General features: G+C 41.5%; 13 protein-coding genes. 7 read left to right on the forward strand and 6 right to left on the reverse strand.

The annotated features are described in order from the left end of the window. Window positions 1-266 precede the first annotated feature (266 nt). The 6 genes from ACFVSW_RS10565 (at window position 267) to ACFVSW_RS10590 (ending at window position 13,836) form a co-directional block, all read left to right on the forward strand. Window positions 267-9,386, forward strand: coding sequence for a carboxypeptidase regulatory-like domain-containing protein (locus tag ACFVSW_RS10565; RefSeq protein WP_387315513.1), 9,120 nt, complete (start codon window positions 267-269; stop codon window positions 9,384-9,386). Between the two features lie 446 nt (window positions 9,387-9,832). Then, window positions 9,833-10,822, forward strand: coding sequence for a DUF4822 domain-containing protein (locus tag ACFVSW_RS10570; protein WP_387315515.1), 990 nt, complete (start codon window positions 9,833-9,835; stop codon window positions 10,820-10,822). A gap of 274 nt (window positions 10,823-11,096) precedes the next feature. Continuing rightward, the gene (locus ACFVSW_RS10575; RefSeq protein ID WP_387315517.1) at window positions 11,097-12,554 is read left to right on the forward strand and encodes a sensor histidine kinase; all 1,458 of its coding nucleotides are present in this window, start codon (window positions 11,097-11,099) and stop codon (window positions 12,552-12,554) included. 12 nt (window positions 12,555-12,566) lie between these two features. After that, the gene (locus ACFVSW_RS10580) at window positions 12,567-13,256 is read left to right on the forward strand and encodes a response regulator transcription factor (protein WP_387315519.1); all 690 of its coding nucleotides are present in this window, start codon (window positions 12,567-12,569) and stop codon (window positions 13,254-13,256) included. 77 nt (window positions 13,257-13,333) lie between these two features. Next, on the forward strand, window positions 13,334-13,633 hold the full coding sequence (locus tag ACFVSW_RS10585; RefSeq protein ID WP_387315521.1) for a YkoP family protein: 300 nt from the start codon (window positions 13,334-13,336) through the stop codon (window positions 13,631-13,633). A gap of 107 nt (window positions 13,634-13,740) precedes the next feature. Continuing rightward, window positions 13,741-13,836: an endonuclease/exonuclease/phosphatase family protein gene (locus ACFVSW_RS10590; RefSeq protein ID WP_387315523.1), complete on the forward strand. Its 96-nt coding sequence runs from the start codon at window positions 13,741-13,743 to the stop codon at window positions 13,834-13,836. A 449-nt stretch (window positions 13,837-14,285) separates the two neighbouring features. Here the strand turns inward: ACFVSW_RS10590 and ACFVSW_RS10595 are convergent, their stop codons facing one another. From ACFVSW_RS10595 to ACFVSW_RS10615, 5 genes are all read right to left on the reverse strand, one after another. Further along, window positions 14,286-15,656: an MATE family efflux transporter gene (locus ACFVSW_RS10595; protein ID WP_387315525.1), complete on the reverse strand. Its 1,371-nt coding sequence runs from the start codon at window positions 15,654-15,656 to the stop codon at window positions 14,286-14,288. A 155-nt stretch (window positions 15,657-15,811) separates the two neighbouring features. Next, entirely contained in the window at window positions 15,812-16,396 is a 585-nt protein-coding gene (locus ACFVSW_RS10600) for a helix-turn-helix domain-containing protein (RefSeq protein ID WP_387315527.1), read from the reverse strand. Window positions 16,397-16,954: 558 nt separating this feature from the next. Further along, window positions 16,955-17,233, reverse strand: a complete 279-nt coding sequence (locus tag ACFVSW_RS10605; RefSeq protein ID WP_387315528.1) for a hypothetical protein — start codon at window positions 17,231-17,233, stop codon at window positions 16,955-16,957. A gap of 177 nt (window positions 17,234-17,410) precedes the next feature. Next, the gene (locus ACFVSW_RS10610) at window positions 17,411-17,587 is read right to left on the reverse strand and encodes a hypothetical protein (RefSeq protein ID WP_387315530.1); all 177 of its coding nucleotides are present in this window, start codon (window positions 17,585-17,587) and stop codon (window positions 17,411-17,413) included. 400 nt (window positions 17,588-17,987) lie between these two features. Next, on the reverse strand, window positions 17,988-18,650 hold the full coding sequence (locus tag ACFVSW_RS10615; protein ID WP_387315532.1) for a nitroreductase family protein: 663 nt from the start codon (window positions 18,648-18,650) through the stop codon (window positions 17,988-17,990). 289 nt (window positions 18,651-18,939) lie between these two features. Between ACFVSW_RS10615 and ACFVSW_RS10620 the strand changes: the two genes are divergently transcribed. Then, window positions 18,940-19,935 carry a zinc-dependent alcohol dehydrogenase family protein gene (locus ACFVSW_RS10620; RefSeq protein ID WP_387315534.1) on the forward strand — a complete coding sequence of 332 codons (996 nt, stop codon included), beginning with the start codon at window positions 18,940-18,942 and terminating at the stop codon, window positions 19,933-19,935. A 275-nt stretch (window positions 19,936-20,210) separates the two neighbouring features. On the opposite strand, the gene ACFVSW_RS10625 is transcribed toward ACFVSW_RS10620, so the two are convergent. Beyond that, entirely contained in the window at window positions 20,211-20,603 is a 393-nt protein-coding gene (locus tag ACFVSW_RS10625) for a hypothetical protein (RefSeq protein WP_387315536.1), read from the reverse strand. Window positions 20,604-20,942 lie beyond the last annotated feature (339 nt).

The following is a 20,942-nucleotide window of genomic DNA, read 5'->3' on the forward strand; positions in this document are numbered from 1 at the left end:
CTTCATTAAGTGTTGTAGTCCCATTCTAATTGTCGATATTTACCTATTATAAGAAGAATATATCATGAAATTCCCAATCTTTACACAATAATTAATGATTTTTGTCTTTTCTTGGTTCCTCATGCCTTTTTTCCTATTAAAAAAATAACAGGCAGGACTCCTGAACCATTTTTGTCAGAATCTTCTGGGAATTTATCATTTTAGAAGGAATTTCCAATAGATTTGAAGAATTCTTTCGATTAATAAATTCTAGGAGGTGCTGTTTTTTGTCGTTTTTGCGAAAAAAATCAAAGAGAGAATGGTTTGCTGTACTTTTGTCACTACTCATCCTGTTTTCCACGTTTGCGCCCCAGGCAGCATTGGCAGAAGCCAAGACATCCTCTTTTTCCAAAGAGGAGCTTCAGTTGGAAAAGAAGCGGGAGCAGGATGCCAGGGCTGCTGAGCTGAAACATGAAGGGCCTGAAAAAAGCGAGGATGCCGACACGAACGAACTTACCAACCTTTTAACAGGCCTTGGAATCAAGCCGGCGCCGCTTGAAGAAGCAGCAGACAAACAAGAGAAATCGGAATCAACACTAAAGGAAGCGTTCAAGAAAAGCAGTAAAGTCGACGTCATCATCAAAATGAAAGACCAACCAGACCTCCAGGCCATTTACCCTCAGATGAAACAGAAGAAGAACCGCACCGAAAAGATCAAAGCCATCAAAGATCACCTCACACAAAAAGCCGACAACTCGCAAAAAGGAATACAACAGGCACTAAAGGCGATGGAATCAAAAGGAAAAGCCAAGAAAAAGGAAACATTGTGGATTATCAATGGTATTTCCGCTACCGTGACGAAGGAAGCATACGAGGAGCTGAAGCAGCGGGATGATATCGCAGAAATTACACTGGATGGAATTGTAAGCCTTCCGGAAATCACGGTCGAGGCTGCTCCGCCAAGGCTTCCCGAGTGGGGCCTTGAGAAAATTTTCGCACCAAAAGTCTGGGGGCAATACGGGCTTAAGGGCGAAGGAATTGTAGTAGGCATCATGGATTCCGGAGTTGACGGTAATCATGAAGCCCTAAGAAAGAATTACCGCGGCCGTGACGGCAATCAGCAATATTCCTGGATCGACCTGTCAGGTCAAAATTATTTAACACCAAATGACGGGAACGGCCATGGTACCCACGTTGCCGGGACGGCAGTAGGAGGCGGCGACGGTGAGCCAATCGGCGTTGCTCCTAGAGCCGAATGGATTGCAGCCAAAATTTTCAACGACAGCGGGAATGCCACTCTTTCGGGCATCCACCAGGCATTCGAATGGTTCCTTGCACCAGGAGGAGACCCTTCCAAAGCGCCGCACGTTGTCAACAATTCTTGGGGGAATTCGAATACATACACTCTCGAATTCTATGAAGATGTGAAAGCCTGGATTGCAGCAGGCATTTTTCCGTCCTTTGCTGCAGGGAATGACGGGCCGGGGTCCCAGACAATCGGATCACCGGGCAGCTTCCCGGAAACGTTTGCCGTCGGAGCCACTGATATGTATGACCAAACGGCCTCATTCTCTAGCAGGGGTCCGGTTTACTGGGAGGATGGCAATGGCGAAAGGCAGCGGATCATCAAGCCGGATATTTCCGCCCCTGGCCACAAGATTTATTCGGCATGGCCAGGTAAATTAAATAAAGGAAAATATAACACAATCAGCGGGACATCAATGGCCACTCCGCATGTAACCGGAGCGGTTGCGCTTCTGTACCAGGCAAACCCGGGGCTTACGGTTGATGAGGCTAAAAAAATCCTCAAGGATACTGCCCGCAAGGATCCTCATATGGGAACCCTGCCAAACGATTCCTATGGCAGCGGGATCATCAATATTTACCAGGCGGTCACCGAAGCGGTTTTTGCCGGTGAATTGAAGGGGACTGTTAAAAACAAAAAGGGTGAGCCAATCGCAGCGAATTTGAACATAGATGCTGAAGGCCTCTCCTACCAAATCACGAAGGATGGCAGCTTTTCTTTTAAAATTAGGGAAGGTTCTCATAAAGTAACGGTTACTTCCTTTGGTTACAAGACGTTTGAAGGAACAGTCACCCTTAAGAAAGGCGAAGTAACGAACGCCAACTTTGTCCTTGAAGACGCGGAGGCCTACACCGTCAACGGAAAAGTTGTTGACGAGTCCGGCAAGCCGGTTCCTTATGCGTTTATCCGATTGAAAAATACGCCTCTTTCCGCCATCCGGACAGACGAAGGCGGCAATTTTGAAATCAAGCGGGTTCCGGCAGCAGCCTATGAAATGCAGGTAACTGGTGAAGGCATTAAAGGCAAAGCGGAGGAACTGACTGTAAACAAAAATATCACGCTCGAACTGAAGGTTCAAAAGCTGGCATCCGCACCAAACAAACAGTGGGGCATTGCAAATGGGAATGCCCAGCGGAATGCCGTCTCCGGCAACGCAATTGATGTTCAGTCACTGGAGAAATCCTGGGAATATAGTGCGGAAGGAAAAGGCGACATCCTGTTCTCCACACCTGCCGCCGCTAATGGGTATATTGTTTTAACAACAGACAGGGGCTGGGTCGTTGGACTCGATTCCAAGTCAGGTAAGGAACGATGGTCTGTCAGGATTGGCAGCACGAACCGCTCGTCACCGACCATTGAACAAAACACAGTCTACCTCTCCGGCGGTCAGGATGGGAAGATTTATGCGCTTGACCTCACTTCCGGCAGCATCAAATGGAGTACAACGGTCGGGGCAATGGCAATCTATGAATCTCCCGTTTACCATGAAGGCACTCTTTTCGTATCATCGGACCTTACGGTAAATGCCCATTTGCATGCATTAAACCCTGAAACGGGCAGTAAGCTGTGGAGCGTAAAGCTTGGCGCACCGACTTATTTTGGGCCAAGCATCGGGAATGGCTTGATTTATGTTGGCAGCTATGACAACCAAACGATTCGTGCCTTGAAAATAAAAGACGGTACTGAAGTGTGGCAGAAAAAACTATCCGGAGAAGGGATTGCCTCTAAGCCGGTGTACGACAACGGAGTCCTTTACTTTACAGGCATCAATTTCGATACGGACGGCGGCACACTGTATGCATTAGATGCTCAGGCAGGCTCAGAAAAATGGAAGGTTCCCGGGATCGGGGATACCCAGGCGGGATCGCCGATTGTCTATGAAAATATGGTCATCATGGGATCAGCAGTGCAATCCAATCTGCGCGCATTCGATAAAGAAACGGGGAAAGAATTGTGGAGCAACACCTCGGTCGGAACAACCTTGAATAGCGGCTCGGTAACGGCAAACGGCCTGCTGTTCTTTGCTTCCACGACTGGTTCAGTATCGGTTCTGGACGCTTTTACCGGGGAAAGGCTGAAGGATATCATTCTCCCGGAATACAGTACATCGGGAATTCCAATCCTGCCAGGCCAGGTGATTTTGCCATATTTAAAAGGTATTCAAAGCTATCAGTCTCCCGGTACTCTTACCGGTTCCTTGAAAGACACGAATGGCCAGCCGGTCAAAGGAACGCTGACGGTCGAAGAAACCGGTGAAACAACGACAGCGGAAGCAGACGGGAGCTTTGTGCTGAAGCATACTCCGGGTGAATACACGGTCCTCATTTCGATTTATGGCAAAAAGCAGATTACCGAAAAGGTTCAGTTTGTCTCCGGCTATAAGCTGGCGAAAGACTATCAGCTTGAGGATGCAAAGAAAGGCTCGCTATCGATTGTGGTCAAAGATAAACGGACAGGAAAACCGCTCAAAGGCGTAACGGTCGACATGAAGTCTCCCGGCATTCGCGGCGTGACGGATGACGCCGGGATGTTTGCCAACGAAGAAGTTTTCGAAGGCACATGGGACGTTGCATTTTCGCTGGGCGGCTTTAAGGATGGCACTGCTAAAATTGCGGTCAAGCCGGGGGAAAAAGCAGCCCTCACCTTTGAGCTGCAGCCAATTGATGTGGCGGTCCTGAACGACTATAAAGGCGACATCACCAAGCTTCTCGAAGTAAGCGGCTATCATGCGGAAGAACGCGGCTGGGATGTTGTCAATGATATCGGCCGCTACAAGGTTTTATACCTGAACGGCGCCTATGGCACTGATGGAGAAATACCAACGGAGAAAGAGGTTACGAAACTAATCAATGAAGCGAAAAAGCATGATGTGAGCATCATTTTTACCGACCAATGGGGTCAAAGCTATGGTTCCATCCACCAGCTGAAGGATTATTACCAAAACCCAAGTGAACTTGGCCACAGCTATAATGAAGGGGAGGTAGCCCTGAAGGTGGAGGCAGAGCATCCGATTGTGAAGGGGTACAAGGCAGGGAGCGAAATCCCGCTGCTGATGAATAATGCGGACTTTGCCTGGTTCAATAACTACACAGGCCGGACGCTTGGCAAAATCGGCGCCACGAAAATTGGCTATGTTGGTTCCGGCGTTGCCTATCAGGCCGTCTCAGAAAACAGCGCCCATCTCTTGTTGTCGAGTTTTGCTTCTGTACCATGGGAAACAGCCGATGACTGGATGCTTGGACAGAAACAAATTTTGCTGAATAGCCTAGACTGGCTTTACAGCTCCGAGTTCGGAAAAGTATCCGGAACAGTCGTGAATGCCGCCGGCGAACCGGTCGAAGCGAGTATTGAAGTAGTCGAAACAGGTGTGAAGGCGGAGAGCAGCGCAAACGGGGAATTTGAATTTTTCCATGACGAAGGCACCTTTACCCTTGAGGTGCGTGGCAAAGGCTTAGGGACATATACCGGAACGTTCACTGCGGCGAAAGGCAAGCCAGCCGAGGTCGCCGTCAAACTTGGAAACTCGGAAAGAGGAAGCTTGTCCGGCGTGATTACCGATGCGTTGACAAACCTCGAAATGGAAGGGGTGAAAGTGGAAGCCAAAAATGCTGTCGGGGCAATAGCAGCCGAAACTCAATCCGCGGCGAACGGCCGTTACCAGCTGACAGGGCTTCAGGAAGAAACGTATACACTTACCTTCAGAAAAGAGGGATATATTGTCCACTCGGAGAAGGTGGATATTGCCCGCCATTCAGGCGACATCGATGTGAAGCTGCATACGATGCCAGAGGTTGCCGTCGTAGGGGATCACTACACGACTGACACCAGCTTTAAAGCACTGCTCAAGGAATACGGCATCCAGGCTGTCGATGTCCAGCCTGCCGACCTTCCGAAGCGAATCGGTGAATTTGATGTTGTGTTCCTTAACGAACCGAGCACGATTGCATTTACCAAAACCGTTTTTGAAAATACAATGAAAGCCGCAGACGAAGCGGGAACTAGCGTGATATTTGGCGATGACTATTGGAGTGGTTCAGGCCTCAACCACCTGGTAAACTACAGGAAGGATCCTGAATCTCGGACAACCGTCCGCAGTACGACACAGGCAGCTGTATACAAAATCCTGGCAGAGCATCCAATCTTCGACGGCGCGAAAGCAGGGGATGCGATCAAGATATTGACTCCGGCCGCAAGCACGTTTGCCTATTTTAAAAATTACAGCGGCTACCCGCTCGCGGAAATCGGGCTTGACGGTTCATCCGCAACAGACGGGCTTGGAATCGCGTATAAGCCAAGGACCGAAAACAGTGTGGAACTGTTAATGGGCGGTCATGGATTTTCGTCGTACCATGGTTCAAAGGACTATACACCGGAAGGAAAGCAGATCTTGCTCAACGCCATCCTTTGGGCAGCTAATGTAAAATTTCCTGTTTTGAAAGGGAACGTCCTCGATGAAAACGGCGAACCACTGAAGGTTGATATCAAAGTAAATGGCCAGCCTTTTGAAACGCAATCCGATTCTGCTACCGGCGGATTCTCGATTGCCATCCTCGATGGTACGTATGATGTGAATATCAGTGCATATGGATACAAGACGAAATCAGTGAAACTAAAAGCCGCAGTAGATGGGGAACCGCAGACGATTTCAATGGAAGTGGCCGGTGATGTTGGGTCGATTGCCGGAACGGTTGCGAACGAAAAGGACGGCAATGCGATTTCAGGCGCCAAGGTGACGCTAATCGGCAAACCGAGGTCCGCCGTATCGAATACCCAGGGGCAGTTCAGCCTGGCGAAAATCGAACCGGGAACCTACACGGTCCGTGTGGAAAAAGAAGGGTTTGTCCGCAAGGAAGTTTCAGTCAAGATCGCTAAAGGGGAAAAGCTTGCCTTAAGTGTGAAACTGAGTCCTTCTCCAACGATTGGGCTGATTGTCGACCTGACAGCCTCTGGAACCACTTTTAAACAATACCTGGAGGAACGAGGCTATAAAGTGATATACCTCGACTTCAAGGATATTGACAAGCTGGATGGGGTAGACCTTGTGTTCGCGAACTCGGATTATAAGCCGGAAGTGGTCCCGAAAAAAGCAGACTTCAAGGCATTCCAGGAAGCATTGGATAAAAAACGCAAATCGGTCATCTGGACCGGCCAGACAGGCGGCCGCGGCTCGATACGTTATCTGTACGAGTATGATGGAGATCCTTCGTCCATATTTGATGGTACGAATAAAACCGGATCAAAAGGCATCGTAACAGAAGATCATCCATTGGCAGCAGGCTTTAAGGCCGGAGATGTAATCGACATCCCGGGCAAATCCGGTTACTATTATGGATTCAATGGCTATTCCGGAAAAACGGTCGTCGCTTTTGAACAATCACAGACCGGCGAAAAAGGTTCGATGGTGGCCTACAAAGGGCGGACAAGTGAATCATTGGAGATCCTGCTGGCGAATATGACCATCAGCCACGTTTTCCAACCAGGCGATCCGGCACTCTTTGACGCCGGCAGGGAAAAACTGCTGATGAACGCCATCGATTGGGCTCTTGCCGAGAAGGCCCCGCTTGTCGGAGAACTGCACGGAACCATCCAGAACGAAAAGGGCATCAAGGTAAAAGGAGAGGCGGTTATTAAAGAAACGGGCAAAAAGCTGATCTCAGATGAACAGGGCAAATTCTTTACAGCGCTTGAAACTGGAACCTACACAGTTTCGGTAAAAGCTTTCGGCCATCACGAAAAGGAATTTACTGTTTCCATAAAGAATGGCCAGGTGTTGAATGAAACCTTCACGATTCAATCTCAAAATGCCGGCATCCTGAAGGGGAAAATCAGCGATGCGGCAACGAAGAATGTGATTGCCGGCGCTGTCGTTGAAGTGCTGGGAACTACTGCTGTGGTGAAAACAAGTGCTGCAGGAGAATACGAGTTGACGTTGCCGAATGGCTCATATGAGGTGCGCATCAGTGCATCAGGCTACAAGCCAATATTTGAAACAGTTCAGATTGTCGAGGGGCAAACAGTAACACTCAATGTATCGATGGTTGCTTCCCAGAAAATTGCTGTCCTTGCCAATCCGTATAATGAAGCGAAAATTGTTCCATTCATAAAGGCGTACGGCTATGACTTTGATTTTTATCCATACACCGATTTTGAGACGCTGATTGAGAAGATTGGAGATTACAAGCTGATTATTGCCAATGATATCTCAAGTACGATGAAGGACCGTTTTAAGGTATTGGTCGAAAAAGCAAACGAACATCAGACCAGCATGATTTTCCCAGGCCAATACGGTTTCGGTTCCATAAGTGAGCTTTCAAAGGCCTATGGCGACCCAGAAAAAACAACGTCTAATTATGTCGATAAAGAACTCAACATCCGAGTCGACGGGAACCATCCGATTTTCCGCGGCTTTGAGGCGGGTAAGGAGTATCCACTCCTGCAAAATATTAAGGGAGCCGTCCAATATTCCAGCTTTGAAAATTACAGCGGCACGACGCTTGGGACCTTAACTAATCCGGCGAAGGGAACTGTCGGCGCATCTGTCGCCGTGAAGTTCAGGTCGCCAAATAGCGTACACATTCTGTTGTCGGCACTGCATATCGGCAACTACGGCGACCCTGAGGAACGCTGGACAAAAAATGCGGTGCAGCTATACCTGAATGCCATCGATTATGCGTTGATTGCAAGCCAGGGTGAAATCAAAGGAGTGGTGACAGATGTACAGGGCAAGCCGATTGCCAATGCGCTTGTCTCGATCCCGGGCACGAACGTCAAAACCACAACGAATTCTGCCGGACTTTACCGGATTGGCATTGGAACCGGCAAATACGATGTGAAGGTTCAGGCACGAGGCTTTGCTGAACAGACCGGCCAAGTAGAAATTATGGAAACCGGCAGCAGCGTTGAATTAAATTTTGTACTGAAAGCAATCGAGGGCTCCAACCTGAAGGGAATGACCGTCGACAAAAAGACAGGTGCGCCGGTCGCAGGTGCTTCTGTGACGCTTATTCCAAAGGATGAACCGGATTTCAAAGGAAACGCAGCAAGCGGTTCGGACGGATCATTTGTATTCGAGAACCTGCTCCCTGGTGAATATATGATTGAAGTGGTACAGGATGGCTATCTGCCGGCAAGGACTGAAGTCATAGTCGGGGAAGAGGATCTGACCGTGAAGCTTGAACTGAATGCCATCGAAGTGGCAGTCCTCGGCGACCTGAACGGGGAGCTAAGCAAGTTCCTGAACGACCAAGGAATTTTTGCGGAAGAAAGAGGCTGGGACCTCCTTGGCCATCTGAACAAGTACGAAGCAGTGGTTGTCAACACGAACACTGGCACGAAGGACCAGGTTGACCAGTTGATCAAGGAAAGCGATGAGCATAAAGTCAGCTTAATCTTTACCGGTACATGGGGAATGAAAGATGGCTCAATCCAGCTCTTGCAGCAAGCGTTGGGCACGCCGGAACAAGATCAGCAGGGCTACAATGAAGGGGCCGTTTATCTGAAAAGCTTGGCAAACCATCCGCTGTTTGCAGGCATTAAAGCGGATGAAAACGGTTTGATCAAGATCCATCCGGAAAAGAGCCCATATGCCACATTCAAAAATTACAGCGGAACCCCATTGGCAGGATTGAACGTCGATGGTGAGGACAAAGGAAATGCGATTGCGTATGAATTCAGGGGCAAAGACCATATGCACCTGCTGCTGTCCTCGTTCACTGCAACCAATATTATCGGTCCGGAACACGGCTGGACGGCAGAAGGGAAACAGCTGTTTACCAATGCGGTCCGCTGGTCGATGAATGCGGAACAGCAGCTTCCAAATGCACCGGTCTGGGATGTTGACAATCAGAAGGTAAAAAGTGAACCAGCGATTGTTACAGGAAAAGCCGATGCCGGTACAACCGTTCATGTGTATGAACAAGCGGGCAATAAGATAAACCTTCTCGGCACTGTGAAAGCGGACCATGATGGAACGTTCTCAATCGAGCTGAACCTTCCTAACGGTCAACATACGCTCATTGCGGAGGCGGAAAACTTTGCTGGAAAAGCGAAGGCCACTTCCACCATGAAGCTGATTGTCACCGGAAAACCAGAGAAGAAATAGAGAGGAAAGAGCTAGGTATTTTTGGGCTTCCCTTAATGGGGAGCCTTTTTTGTACCGTCATTTCATAATAAAAAATTGCCTTCCTGTTAGTAAGTCGTTCTCTTTTGGAGTACCCACATAGGAAAAAGCATATATAAAAACAAGTTTAAAAGCAGTGGATTCACACCCGAAATGTAGTGCACCCGGCAGCTTTGTATCAGTCAAGTGGTTAAGGAGTAAAAAATGGAGCAATTTACCAAGGGAATAAGGTTTTGAATGTCAGTAAGTGAGAAATCATTGTCTAATGGTTTCTTTTTTTGATTGTAAAAGTAAACGGTTCTCAACTTAATATATTAAACGAAAAAGTTAAGAATTTGGTAATGTTTTTTATACGGGGAGTTAAGTTCTGTCAGGTACAATAAATGTACGTCGACGGAGCCATACATTATTGAATTAGGGGATGAAAAATGATTAAGAAAGCAAAAATATTAACACCTTTTCTCGGATTGACAATTGCATTAGCAGCGTGCAGCACAAGTACGCAAGCCGACGCAAGTGTACTAAAGAAAGAAACAAAAACAGAACAAGCGAAAGCGAATAAAGCCCAAGAATCGAAAAAAAAATCAATAAATAAACTGACTAAAGGACAGGAAATGGCTAATATTCTTAGCAGCACAAATTGGCAAGGTACGAGGGTTTACGATAAAAATAATCATGACTTAACAAAAGAGAATGCAAACTTCATTGGACTTGCAAAATATGACGCGAAATCAGGAAGATATGAATTTTTTGATGCAAAAACGGGTAAAAGTCGTGGCGATAAAGGAACTTTTTTTATCACCAATGATGGAAAGAAGAGAATATTAATTTCAGAATCAATGAATTACCAAGCTGTTGTTGACATAACAAAACTAAATAAAGATATTTTTACTTATAAAAGAATGGGGAAAGATGCTACTGGCAACGACGTAGAAGTATTCGTTGAACATGTTAAATATAAAGGAGAAGAGATGTCTTTTACTGACCCGGACAAGCAGTTGGACACAAATACTGGAGATATTGTTAAAAATATTGATGGAGATACTATTTTAGGCAGCACCCTTTGGCATGGAACAAAGGTATTAGATGAAAACGGCAATGATATTACAACATATAATTCAAATTTTATAAGTCTGGCAAAATTCGATGATAAGACGAATAAATATGAGTTTTTCAATGCTGTAACAGGCCAAAGCCGCGGTGATTATGGCTACTTCGATATTGTACACGAAAATAAAATAAGAGCCCATGTTTCAATTGGAGATAATAAGTATGGTGCTGCTCTTGAACTTACCGAACTTAATAATAATAAATTTACGTATAAAAGGACTGGTAAAGACAAAGATGGCAAGGACATAACTGTATTTGTTGAGCATGAACCTTATAATGGTGATCTTAAACCAAAATTTAGTTTTTAAAAACATTCAACTAATGACAGATCGTCAAAGGAATGGTGAAATCCATTCCCTATACAATTAGTAGAGGCGATTGATAATAGTAGTTCAAACTTAATCTTGCCATGGACTCGGGACCTGAATTATTTGCTTGCCGGAGAATGATGTTATCAGTGGATGAAGGAAGCTCCTTTTGGGAAATAATTAATTTGAAACAAGGTTGTCTCAAAAAGGTGACAACCTTGTTTATTTTACAGTAAATTTAAGATAACTTTACCTCAGATCGGGAGGCACTCTTATGTCCATTCGGTGGCGATTATTGATTTCACATACTACTATGCTAATCGTTACACTAGCACTATTCATAATAAGCGCTTTGTTAATACCAGTGGCGATTACGGGTGATGTCCGGAGTATTAAAGATTTGTATACTCGTCAATATGCACTTAAACCCTTAACAAAACCAGAGGAAAATGTATTTCTAGATGTAAAATATTTAGCTAAAAAACAACCAAATCAATTGTTAAATGAATCCATACTTAAACAATACGATCAACAGTTAGCTTCAGTTTCTTCTGGGTTAATCATCCGTAAAGGAGAAAAAATTGTACATTCCTCAAAAATATTAAATTCCATAAAGGACGAAAAAAATCTTCCTGTTTTTGAACCGGAAAATATTAAAGTAAGAGACACCATCAGTATAGATCATCAATTTTATTTATATGTAAAATTCGATTTTTATTTTCAGGATCAGGAAAAAGGCAGTGTAATTATTATGAGGGAAGTGAGTCCATTTGGTGAGCTGTCCAGAAGCTTATTTCCATTATTATTTGGGCTATTATTTCTTACTTTAATTCTTGTAAATGGTCTATTAAGTTATTTTGTATCCAAGAGTATTATTAAGCCGTTATTTTCTTTGAAAAATGCAACTGAACAAATGGGCGAAGGTAATTTACAAGTAAAGATCGATTATGGAAGGCAAGATGAAATTGGCCAGCTTAGCCATGCGCTTGACAAAATGAGGATAAAACTAAAAGAATCCATCGACCTTCAGCTTCAATATGAAGAAAGCAGAAAAGAATTGATTTCCAATATTTCTCACGATTTAAAAACCCCTATAACTGCTATTAAAGGTTATATTGAAGGAATCCAGGATGGCGTTGCCGATTCAAAGGGTAAAATGGAGAAATACCTTTCTGGAATTAAACGAAAAGCGACAGATATGGATCAATTAATTGAAGATTTATTTCTATTTTCTAAACTTGATTTAAAAAAGCTGCCGTTTGCCTTCGAGGACATTGATTTAATCCGTTTTATAATAAATTTTGTTGAGGAAGTAAGTTTTGATTTAGAGGAAAAAGAGATTAAGCTTAATGTTGAAAACAGGACGAAAAACAAAGTGATGGCTATTGCCGACCGTGAACAATTAAAACGGGTAATGACGAATATAACGGAGAACTCTGTAAAGCATATGAAAAATGCGGTGAAAAATATATGCATTTATATTAGTGAAGAGACAGATTTTATCGAAATTGAAATCCATGATACTGGTTCCGGTATTGAGCCGGAATTTCTTCCTTATATTTTTGGACGTTTTTATCGTGTAGATACTTCAAGAAATAAATCAACAGGCGGGAGCGGTCTTGGACTTGCCATTGCTAAGCAGATTATCAGGGAGCATGGCGGTAATATTTGGGTAAAGAGTCAATTAGGTGTAGGAACGAGCATCTTTTTTACATTAAAGAAGTCAAATTGAGTGGTGAAAAGATTGAAAAAAATTTTAATCGTGGAAGATGATCTTGATATTGGTGAATTGCAAAAAGATTTCCTTGAGATTAATGGATATGATGTTGAATTACAAACCTCTGGTAAGGAAGGGTTAAAACGTGCAGTAAATAAAGATTATGACTTATTAATTATTGATATCATGCTTCCAGAGGTAAATGGATTCGAGATTTGTAAACAAGTTAGAGCTGTAAAGAATATACCTATCTTAATTGTTTCGGCCAAGAGGGAAGATATTGATAAAATAAGAGGTTTGGGATTTGGGGCAGATGATTATATAATTAAACCGTTTAGTTTTAGCGAGCTTGTCGCCAGGGTAAAAGCGCACTTGTCGCGATATGAACGACTTTTAGGGAATAATGATACTACAAAAAAAGAAATAAGAATCCGAGGGCTTGTCATTGATGAAATGGCTCGAAAAGTCTTTGTGAATAATAAAAAGATATCATTAACTGCAAAAGAATTTGACTTATTACTTTTCTTAGCTCAGCACCCAAATCGGGTCTTTAGTAAAGAAGATCTCTTCGAAAGTATTTGGGGGTTAGATTCATCAGGTGATATTACCACCATCACAGTGCATATAAGAAAAATCCGCGGTAAAATCGAAAAAGATCCCTCAAATCCTCAATTTATCGAAACGGTTTGGGGGGCTGGTTATATGATATCGGTTTAAATTCTTATTACTTAATATAAAACTTAAGCAGTTGTTGCCGACGAGCCAGGAGAAAACAATGGTGGCGTGCCTGACATGTGCGGAATGGACCAAAGACTCTGTCAATTATTTTAAACCATCCAAATTATGAAAAGATTAAGTCCCTATACGGGATTTCTATGATCTATCGCGGAACAAAACAATTCGGATTTACAGTTAATAACTTACCAAGGGGACCATTCTCCTTCTTTACCAAAATATATTTGCGCTTATTAATGTCTGTCGTTCATCCTCAAGGAACAGATAGGTTACAAAACAAACTTGAACATCTTGTGCCAAAGATGGTGGTCATGTCGACAAAAGAACTTATGCGAAGATATCCAATTGAAAAACTTTAGATTGTATATCCCACATAAGCCTGGAGTAAGAGGGGGATGAATTGGCACACTGATTGAGTTTCACTTAATTGCGAGTAAATGATCTTCGATTTTGAGGTGAGGAGATTTTGGATATTAAGGTTATGACCTATAACATTCACCATGGTAAGGGGCTCGATAAACTAACGGATCTTCATCGAATTGCGGATATAATTGAAAAATGAAAGGCAGATATCATTGGTCTAAATGAAGTGGATAGGAATTTTTCTAGGCGAAGTGACTATGAAGATCAGATTAGTTTGCTTGCAAAGCAATTAAATATGTATCAAGGTTTTAGTCCGTCCATCTCTTTATCGTTCAAGAACAAGAAGAACGCTCGGGAATATGGAAATGCTCTTCTGTCTCGATATCCGATTATTACTAAAATATGTGTTTTTATACCTGCAGGTACTCTAAAAGATAACGACTTAGCCTGTTAGGGAGGGCAATTTTTTTGCAAAAAAAATCAACCAAGTGACTGAAATAAATTATTTCTAACATGAAGTAAAGATAAAAGTACGCTCTTTGTCTGCAGTGATCAATCGCTTTATACGAGCGAAGCAGTTTAGTGCGGCATTAGAAATAAATGAAGCTATTTACCAAGAGAAATAAATAGCTTCATTATTTAGTAAGTTTACCTCAAAAGTGCTATTAAGGATTTCTTTTTCCAGAAAAATTGATGATAAGAAGATTGAGCTAAGAAATTGACGATGAACGCAATTGGATAGGCTAGCCATACTCCATTTAAGCCGAGTGATGTGAAATGTGATAAGAAATAGGCTGCCGGAACTTGAATCAGCAGAATACTTATGATTGTAAATATTGTTGGCCATAACACAGTACCTGTTGCTCTCATTGTTGCTGTGATTGCCTGCGTGTGGCCCAAAATAACGTAACCCCAAAATGAGATTAGTATCAGATTTTTTGCTATATTAATTGTTTCAGTGTTGTCTAGAAAGATTACTAATATAGGATTTGGTATAAGGTAAAGAATGAGAATGAGAATACCACCAAGGAGATAATTCAGGGAAATCGCTATTTTTTTTATCTCTTTGATATTCGACATGTTCCCAGATCCTACGGCTTGTGCAACAAATACTGAAATGGCGATTGAAATACTCATCGCTGGGATTTGAACGTAGCTTGCAATTTGATTCACGATTCCGTACGCTGCTGTTGCATTAGAACCATAATCATTGACAAAAGTGATGACTGCAATTTCTGACAATGCGATTGAAACCATACTAATACTAGTAGGAATGGCTAATTTCATTAAGGGTTTCAACACCGAACCTTTTAAGTAAAGATGTCTCAAAATATCCGAGTCTAATTTGAGTAAATGATTTCTTTTGTGTAAGTACCATAATAGGATCACAAATGTTATGAAATTGGCTAATCCTGCAGCATAAGCAGCACCATTTAATCCGAATTCCGGTAAGCCCAACCATCCGAAAATAAGGATTGGCAGCAAAGCGATATTTAGGATAATACTAATCAATAAAAAGTAAAAAGGTGTTTTTGAATCACCTACACCTCTCATAAAGGTTGTATAGCACATATATAAGAAAGTGATAGGTAATGTAACAAATAATATACGTGCATACTCCGCGCTTTTAATCAGTATATTCTCAGGTGTTCCCATCCATTTTAGAATATCTACTGTAAAAATTCCTCCGATTAAGGCCACAGTAATAGAAATGATGAATGTAAAGACTAACGTAACCCCAACTACTTCCTTCATTTTTGGGATATCACCTCTACCGTAAGTTTGCCCAACTAGAATTGAGCTTCCTGAGCCAATTCCAATGATAAATGATATAAGGAAAAAGAGTAGAGGAAAGAAGGCAGAAATAGCTGCTAAAGAATCCACTCCAAGTGTTTGCCCAACTACAATAATTCCAAATACTTGACCTAATGATTGCAAAACACTTGCTAAAATGACAGGAATGAGAAAGGCAATCATCGGTTTTACTAATGACAATGTTTCATTAAAAGATTTATTCATTTCATTTAACTCCTATAAGTTTCATAAAAAAACAACGATAAAGATTTTCGTTTCAAAGGAATCCCTCCTCTTAAAAAGGGAGGGAAAGATTGATTAATAATAGAGTCATAACATTTAAATCAAAACCAACGATTTATCATTGATCCGATAAATTTTTAGACAAGCTGATAAAATAAACCGAATTGAGTATCATACCATAACAGTTTGCCATGTTTACGTTTCGGGATACGTGTTTGTAAACTCCACTCGGGGTACTGTTTAATAATCTGCACTTGGTCACCTGTAGCAAAAGCAATAAACGAAATATAATTCTCTTTGGTCATAGGATGCTCGCTAGAAATAAACCATTCATTATCAATTTCTGAAATGGATAGCTTTTCATCGTTTGACGCTTTCTTCGCTTCTAATGCTTCTAACTTTCTTCCGCAACAAGATATGGTCATATTTCCAGTTGCTAATACAATATTATTACATGACGGACAGACAAAATAATTAGACTGTTTCATATTTCCCCCTACAAATTCATTCGACGATAATTCACCATCTAAAATATATTCGATATTTACGCCAAGAAGGGATGATAAACTTGGTAATAGCGTGATATCTGGACAGCCATACCCACGCTCCCATTTTGAAATCGTTCGATCAGAAATATTCATTTGATCCGCTAATTGTTTCTGTGTTAGTCCCTTTTCTTTCCGTAAATTAAAAATTAACTCTCCAACTTTACGATTATCCATCAATTTTTCCTCCTACTCTAATGTCATCTTAAATCTTTAAATGTAACGAAGCAACAAACGCTCCGTAGAGTTAAACAGAGGGACGGTACGCATGTTTTCATTCCTACCGAAATCGCGAATTTCTAAATTGCCCCATATTATTTTGATTATTCTCATATAAAATGGGTCTTTTAATGAAATAATAAGTTAATTTTTGTGGGGAAATATAACATTTTTGTTGTGCAGTTTTTAGTTCTTTGCTTAAAGGCCAATTCTTTTTTTTATAAAAATATGCATTTATCTTTGGTTAAAAGAAAATACTTGGAAAGGAACCTGGAATTGTCTTCATTTCCACAATGATAAAGTATTATGAAGAACCGGGAAGCCAATACATTTTCAATAATTGGAGGAATTAGATCTATGTATTGTTCAATAGCTGGATTTATCGACGATTGGAATCAAGAAGCTGCTTTAACTCACTGATTGATTAAATCAAGGGGGGAGGTAATATCCTTATTTTGGATAAATTTTCGCAGTATTTAGTTTCATTCAAAAAGAAAGTAGCCTGTTCTCTCTCTTTTAAATAGTTTGATCATGTTGGTTCAAAAGATTGGCAAGGATCGCCGAATTTTCTTGGTCTGCATCATATTGCACAACATCATCATATTCAAATAAGTAAAAGTTATCTGGGAATTGTTCACTCATGTAATTCACAAACGCATTTGGATCTTTTTCGCCTCCACGCCTAAATTCCATCATGATGGCCCTAAATTTATGCGGCGGCAAATCGGTTTGAATATGATAGGATTTTGTTAATCCCAATTGATCCGAACTGTATAAGTTATAGGTATAAGACATGCTTGGACCCTCTTTCTCTTTGTATTTCAGTAATATCTATATTGTGTGCATTGCTTCCGATTACTTCTTACTTCTATATTATGCTTATGGAAAAAATCTAAAAGAGACCGGACATCAATTTCCGGTCTCGATTGCAAGTCAAGTACCTCGCTCAACTACAGTAAAAAATATAAAATGCTAAGGATTCAACGAATGGTTCTTATTTTGATTTGATTGCAGTTTCTCCGAATTGTCGTTAGAAACTGATTCCAGCCCATATCCAGTAGAACTGATTTCAAGCACCTGTTCATTTCCTTTGTTCTTAAAGTTTGCGTTTGTTTGATTTTGAATAGGATCAAAATTTTCGTTTTCCATATGATATACCTCCTTGATATATTCAATAAGATGGTAAAAAAAGCGGAAGGAAGGTACCTCTGTTCTTCTCTTTTAATAGCTGTCCATGAAAGTACCGTGGGGAATATTTAACTCTTCTAGTATTTGCAATATGCAGGAAAATAATTATCATTTTTAATGGAAAAACCCTTGGGAGGAAGTACGAAAAATAGATCTAGAAAATACGAATGGTGCAGGCACTGTTAGACTACTTACAAATTGATGATTTGGGCAGTTACTGGCGATAAAAATTTTATCGTTCCTGGTGCAACTCTTATTTGTAGTGTGAAATTTCTCTCAAAGAATAAAAATAGAAACCAGCTTGGTTCAACTACAAGCTGGTTTCTAATGTTAAGTCATTTTATTTGTATTACGTTCTTGCTTATTCCGTAGGCATTTCGTTGAAGAACGCTACGTCCTCAATAGGAAGGCGGGTAGTCGGATGTCCTGGTTTTGTTGCTTTACCAATTGCAATGAGCATCACTGGCACATATTTTTCGTCAATTCCGAAAGCTTCAACAAACTGTGCTTTGTTGTATCCTCCCATCGGAACTGTATCGTAGCCTTTGGAACGGGCGACAAGCATGAGCTGCATGGAGATCAATCCACCATCCGTATATACGACTTGGCGCGCTACTTCTGGTGGGAAGCTTGAGTACGTGCCGACCGTGCGCTCGATGAATGATTTAGCCGTATCGGCCGGCATAAAGCCAGCTTCAACTGCTTGTCCATAAATTTTTTCAGCGTTCTTGTAGCTTTCCACGTCACCAAGAACAGCAATAACGGCAGAAGCTTCGACTACTTGTTGTTGGTTAAATGCGATCGGCAAAAGCTTGTTCTTAAGTTCTGGCTTATCGATGACTAAAAATCGCCATGGCTGCAGGTTCGAAGACGAAGGAGCCTTTGTAGCTAATTCTAGTATTTCGGTCATTTCTTCGCGTGAAATCTGAACTGTTGGATCATATGAACGAACAGAACGACGTCCCTGAATCACATCAATGAACGTTTGCTGTTCTTGCTTTTCTAAAGTTTGTAAGTTTGACATAATCATGCCTCCTAGTGATGTAAGGATAGTTTGTCTCCCCCAATTATGAACATTCTAGGGAATTCATATATAGGTAGGATATAAATCCTTTTATGGTAAATGTGAAAAAAATCTATCACTTTTTCGCATTCTACTAGGTTACATTACTTAAATTAAAACGACTTGTCAAAAATAATGGTTGGGATAAGGGAGCTGGAACTCTGTCCTGAACCAATGATTATAAAATTCATAATATTTCTAAATTGAATATATTTAGTGTAAAATTATAGAAGAGGAGTGTGATTAACAAATGAAAGCACAGGTAATTAAAAAATTTGGAGACCCATCTGTTTTTGAGATTGCTGATGTTCCTAAGCCTGAAGTAATTCCTGGGCATGTTGTTATTCAAGTAAAAGCAACAAGTGTTAATCCAGTTGATACAAAGGTACGCAGTGGTTTAGTAGCAGCAGTTGCACCAGCGTTTCCGGCGGTGTTACACGGCGATGTAGCAGGAGTTGTTACAGAGGTCGGAGAAGGGGTAACAGAGTTTAAGGCCGGTGATGAAGTTTATGGCTGCGCAGGCGGTTTTAAAGGAACAGGTGGTGCTCTTGCCGAATATATGCTTGCAGATGTACAGCTTCTAGCACCTAAACCAAAAAACGTAACGATGGCACAAGCGGCGGCGCTTCCTTTAGTAACCATTACTGCATGGGAATCCCTTTATAATCGTGCAAATGTGCAAAACGGACAAACGGTACTTGTTCATGGAGCCACAGGCGGGGTAGGTCATGTTGCCATTCAGTTAGCAAAGCTAGCCGGTGCGAAAGTGTTTACAACGGCTTCTTCTACGGAGAAGTTAATCATTGGAAATCAATTGGGTGCAGATGTGGCTATTAATTATCGGGAACAGTCCGTAGGGGAGTATGTAAAGGAACATACAGATGGAAAAGGATTCGATATTGTATTTGATACTGTCGGTGGCGAGAACCTCGATCGGTCTTTCCAAGCGGCGGCCATTAACGGAACAGTATTAGCAATCGCAGCGCGCTCAACACATGATTTGTCTCCTCTTCATGCTAAGGGACTATCCTTACATATTACGTTCATGCTTTTAAAAGTAATGAATAAGGACCAAAGGCAGGATCACGGGAAAATATTACGAGAAGTAACAAATCTTGTAGAGGAAGGGAAACTTCATTCGTTAGTCGATGAAAGAACGTTTACTTTTGATCAAGTAAGTGATGCGCATACTTTACTGGAATCAAACAAGGCAATTGGAAAAGTCGTATTAATAAATGAATGGTAACTAGTGGAGAACTTACCCCTTCATGAGTAGAGAAGTATGTATTATTTATACGACTCTACTCTTTTTTGTGCTTTATGGTTAAAGCTTTAAAGTAACAGTTCGATTCTTATTAAGCTAAAGGGTAGTTTAATTTAAGTGTAATTATTCACAATCTGTATTATTAAATGTCCTTTTCCTCCACACAAAAAGACTCCCACCAGATGAAAAAGGAGAATGAATTCATTATGAAATCATCCCCTCAAATAGTTTGAAAATGCTTATAGTGATATTACTCCTCAATGACTAGCTAAACGTTTTTCAAAATCCGCCTTAAACAACAGAATAGCATCAATATTTACAGCAAAATCGTGGTCACTGATATTAAAATTAGTTGTAAACTCGTCAGACTTCTCACGAACCATAATTGTCGGACGGATATTGTCTCCAATAGCGTCCTTAGTTACAGCACTTCCATAGAAATACCAGTTAGTTTGAGTAGGCACATTTGCTGCATTCTTAGATAAGTCATTTTTTATTAATTCGCATAATTGAACCATAAAATCTTCATTAAGCTTAATGGTTTTTCCATGCTGACCATCAACAGATATATCAGCATATCCATACCAAATATTCCTGCTTGTATACTTTCCGTCATTTGAAGTGTAAGTTTCATCAAACAAAATCTTCATTTTCATTACCACCCCGTTAAAATACAATTTCTTCACACTATTATACACCAATTAGAAATTGTAAAATAGCTTGCTGTTAGTCTCAATAAAATTGTAAGAGTTAGGCAAGCTAACTTCATAGTAGGATTCCGCCTAAAGTTGTGAGTTAGAGTGGTGTCTATACTCATATCTTACTGAGGAGCCTTATTTTTTTCAAAGTCGAAAAATAACGGTCTACAGGAATGCTAAAGTGGCAGATTTGTTTAAGAAGATTCGTCTATTTAGAGAATAAGGATAAGAAAAAGCATTCATTGTAGTCAAATATACAATAAATGCTAATCCTTCTGGTAAAATTTTTAG

Source organism: Neobacillus sp. NPDC058068 (assembly GCF_042885335.1).
In the GTDB taxonomy this organism is placed as follows: domain Bacteria; phylum Bacillota; class Bacilli; order Bacillales; family Cytobacillaceae; genus Neobacillus.

Coding starts and splice junctions, on each gene's coding strand:
- ACFVSW_RS10570 (WP_387315515.1), top strand. CDS start 9,833: ATGATTAAGAAAGCAAAAATATTAACACCTTTTCTCGGATTGACAATT.
- ACFVSW_RS10575 (WP_387315517.1), top strand. CDS start 11,097: ATGTCCATTCGGTGGCGATTATTGATTTCACATACTACTATGCTAATC.
- ACFVSW_RS10595 (WP_387315525.1), bottom strand. CDS start 15,656: ATGAATAAATCTTTTAATGAAACATTGTCATTAGTAAAACCGATGATT.
- ACFVSW_RS10600 (WP_387315527.1), bottom strand. CDS start 16,396: ATGGATAATCGTAAAGTTGGAGAGTTAATTTTTAATTTACGGAAAGAA.
- ACFVSW_RS10605 (WP_387315528.1), bottom strand. CDS start 17,233: ATGTCTTATACCTATAACTTATACAGTTCGGATCAATTGGGATTAACA.
- ACFVSW_RS10610 (WP_387315530.1), bottom strand. CDS start 17,587: ATGGAAAACGAAAATTTTGATCCTATTCAAAATCAAACAAACGCAAAC.
- ACFVSW_RS10615 (WP_387315532.1), bottom strand. CDS start 18,650: ATGTCAAACTTACAAACTTTAGAAAAGCAAGAACAGCAAACGTTCATT.
- ACFVSW_RS10620 (WP_387315534.1), top strand. CDS start 18,940: ATGAAAGCACAGGTAATTAAAAAATTTGGAGACCCATCTGTTTTTGAG.
- ACFVSW_RS10625 (WP_387315536.1), bottom strand. CDS start 20,603: ATGAAGATTTTGTTTGATGAAACTTACACTTCAAATGACGGAAAGTAT.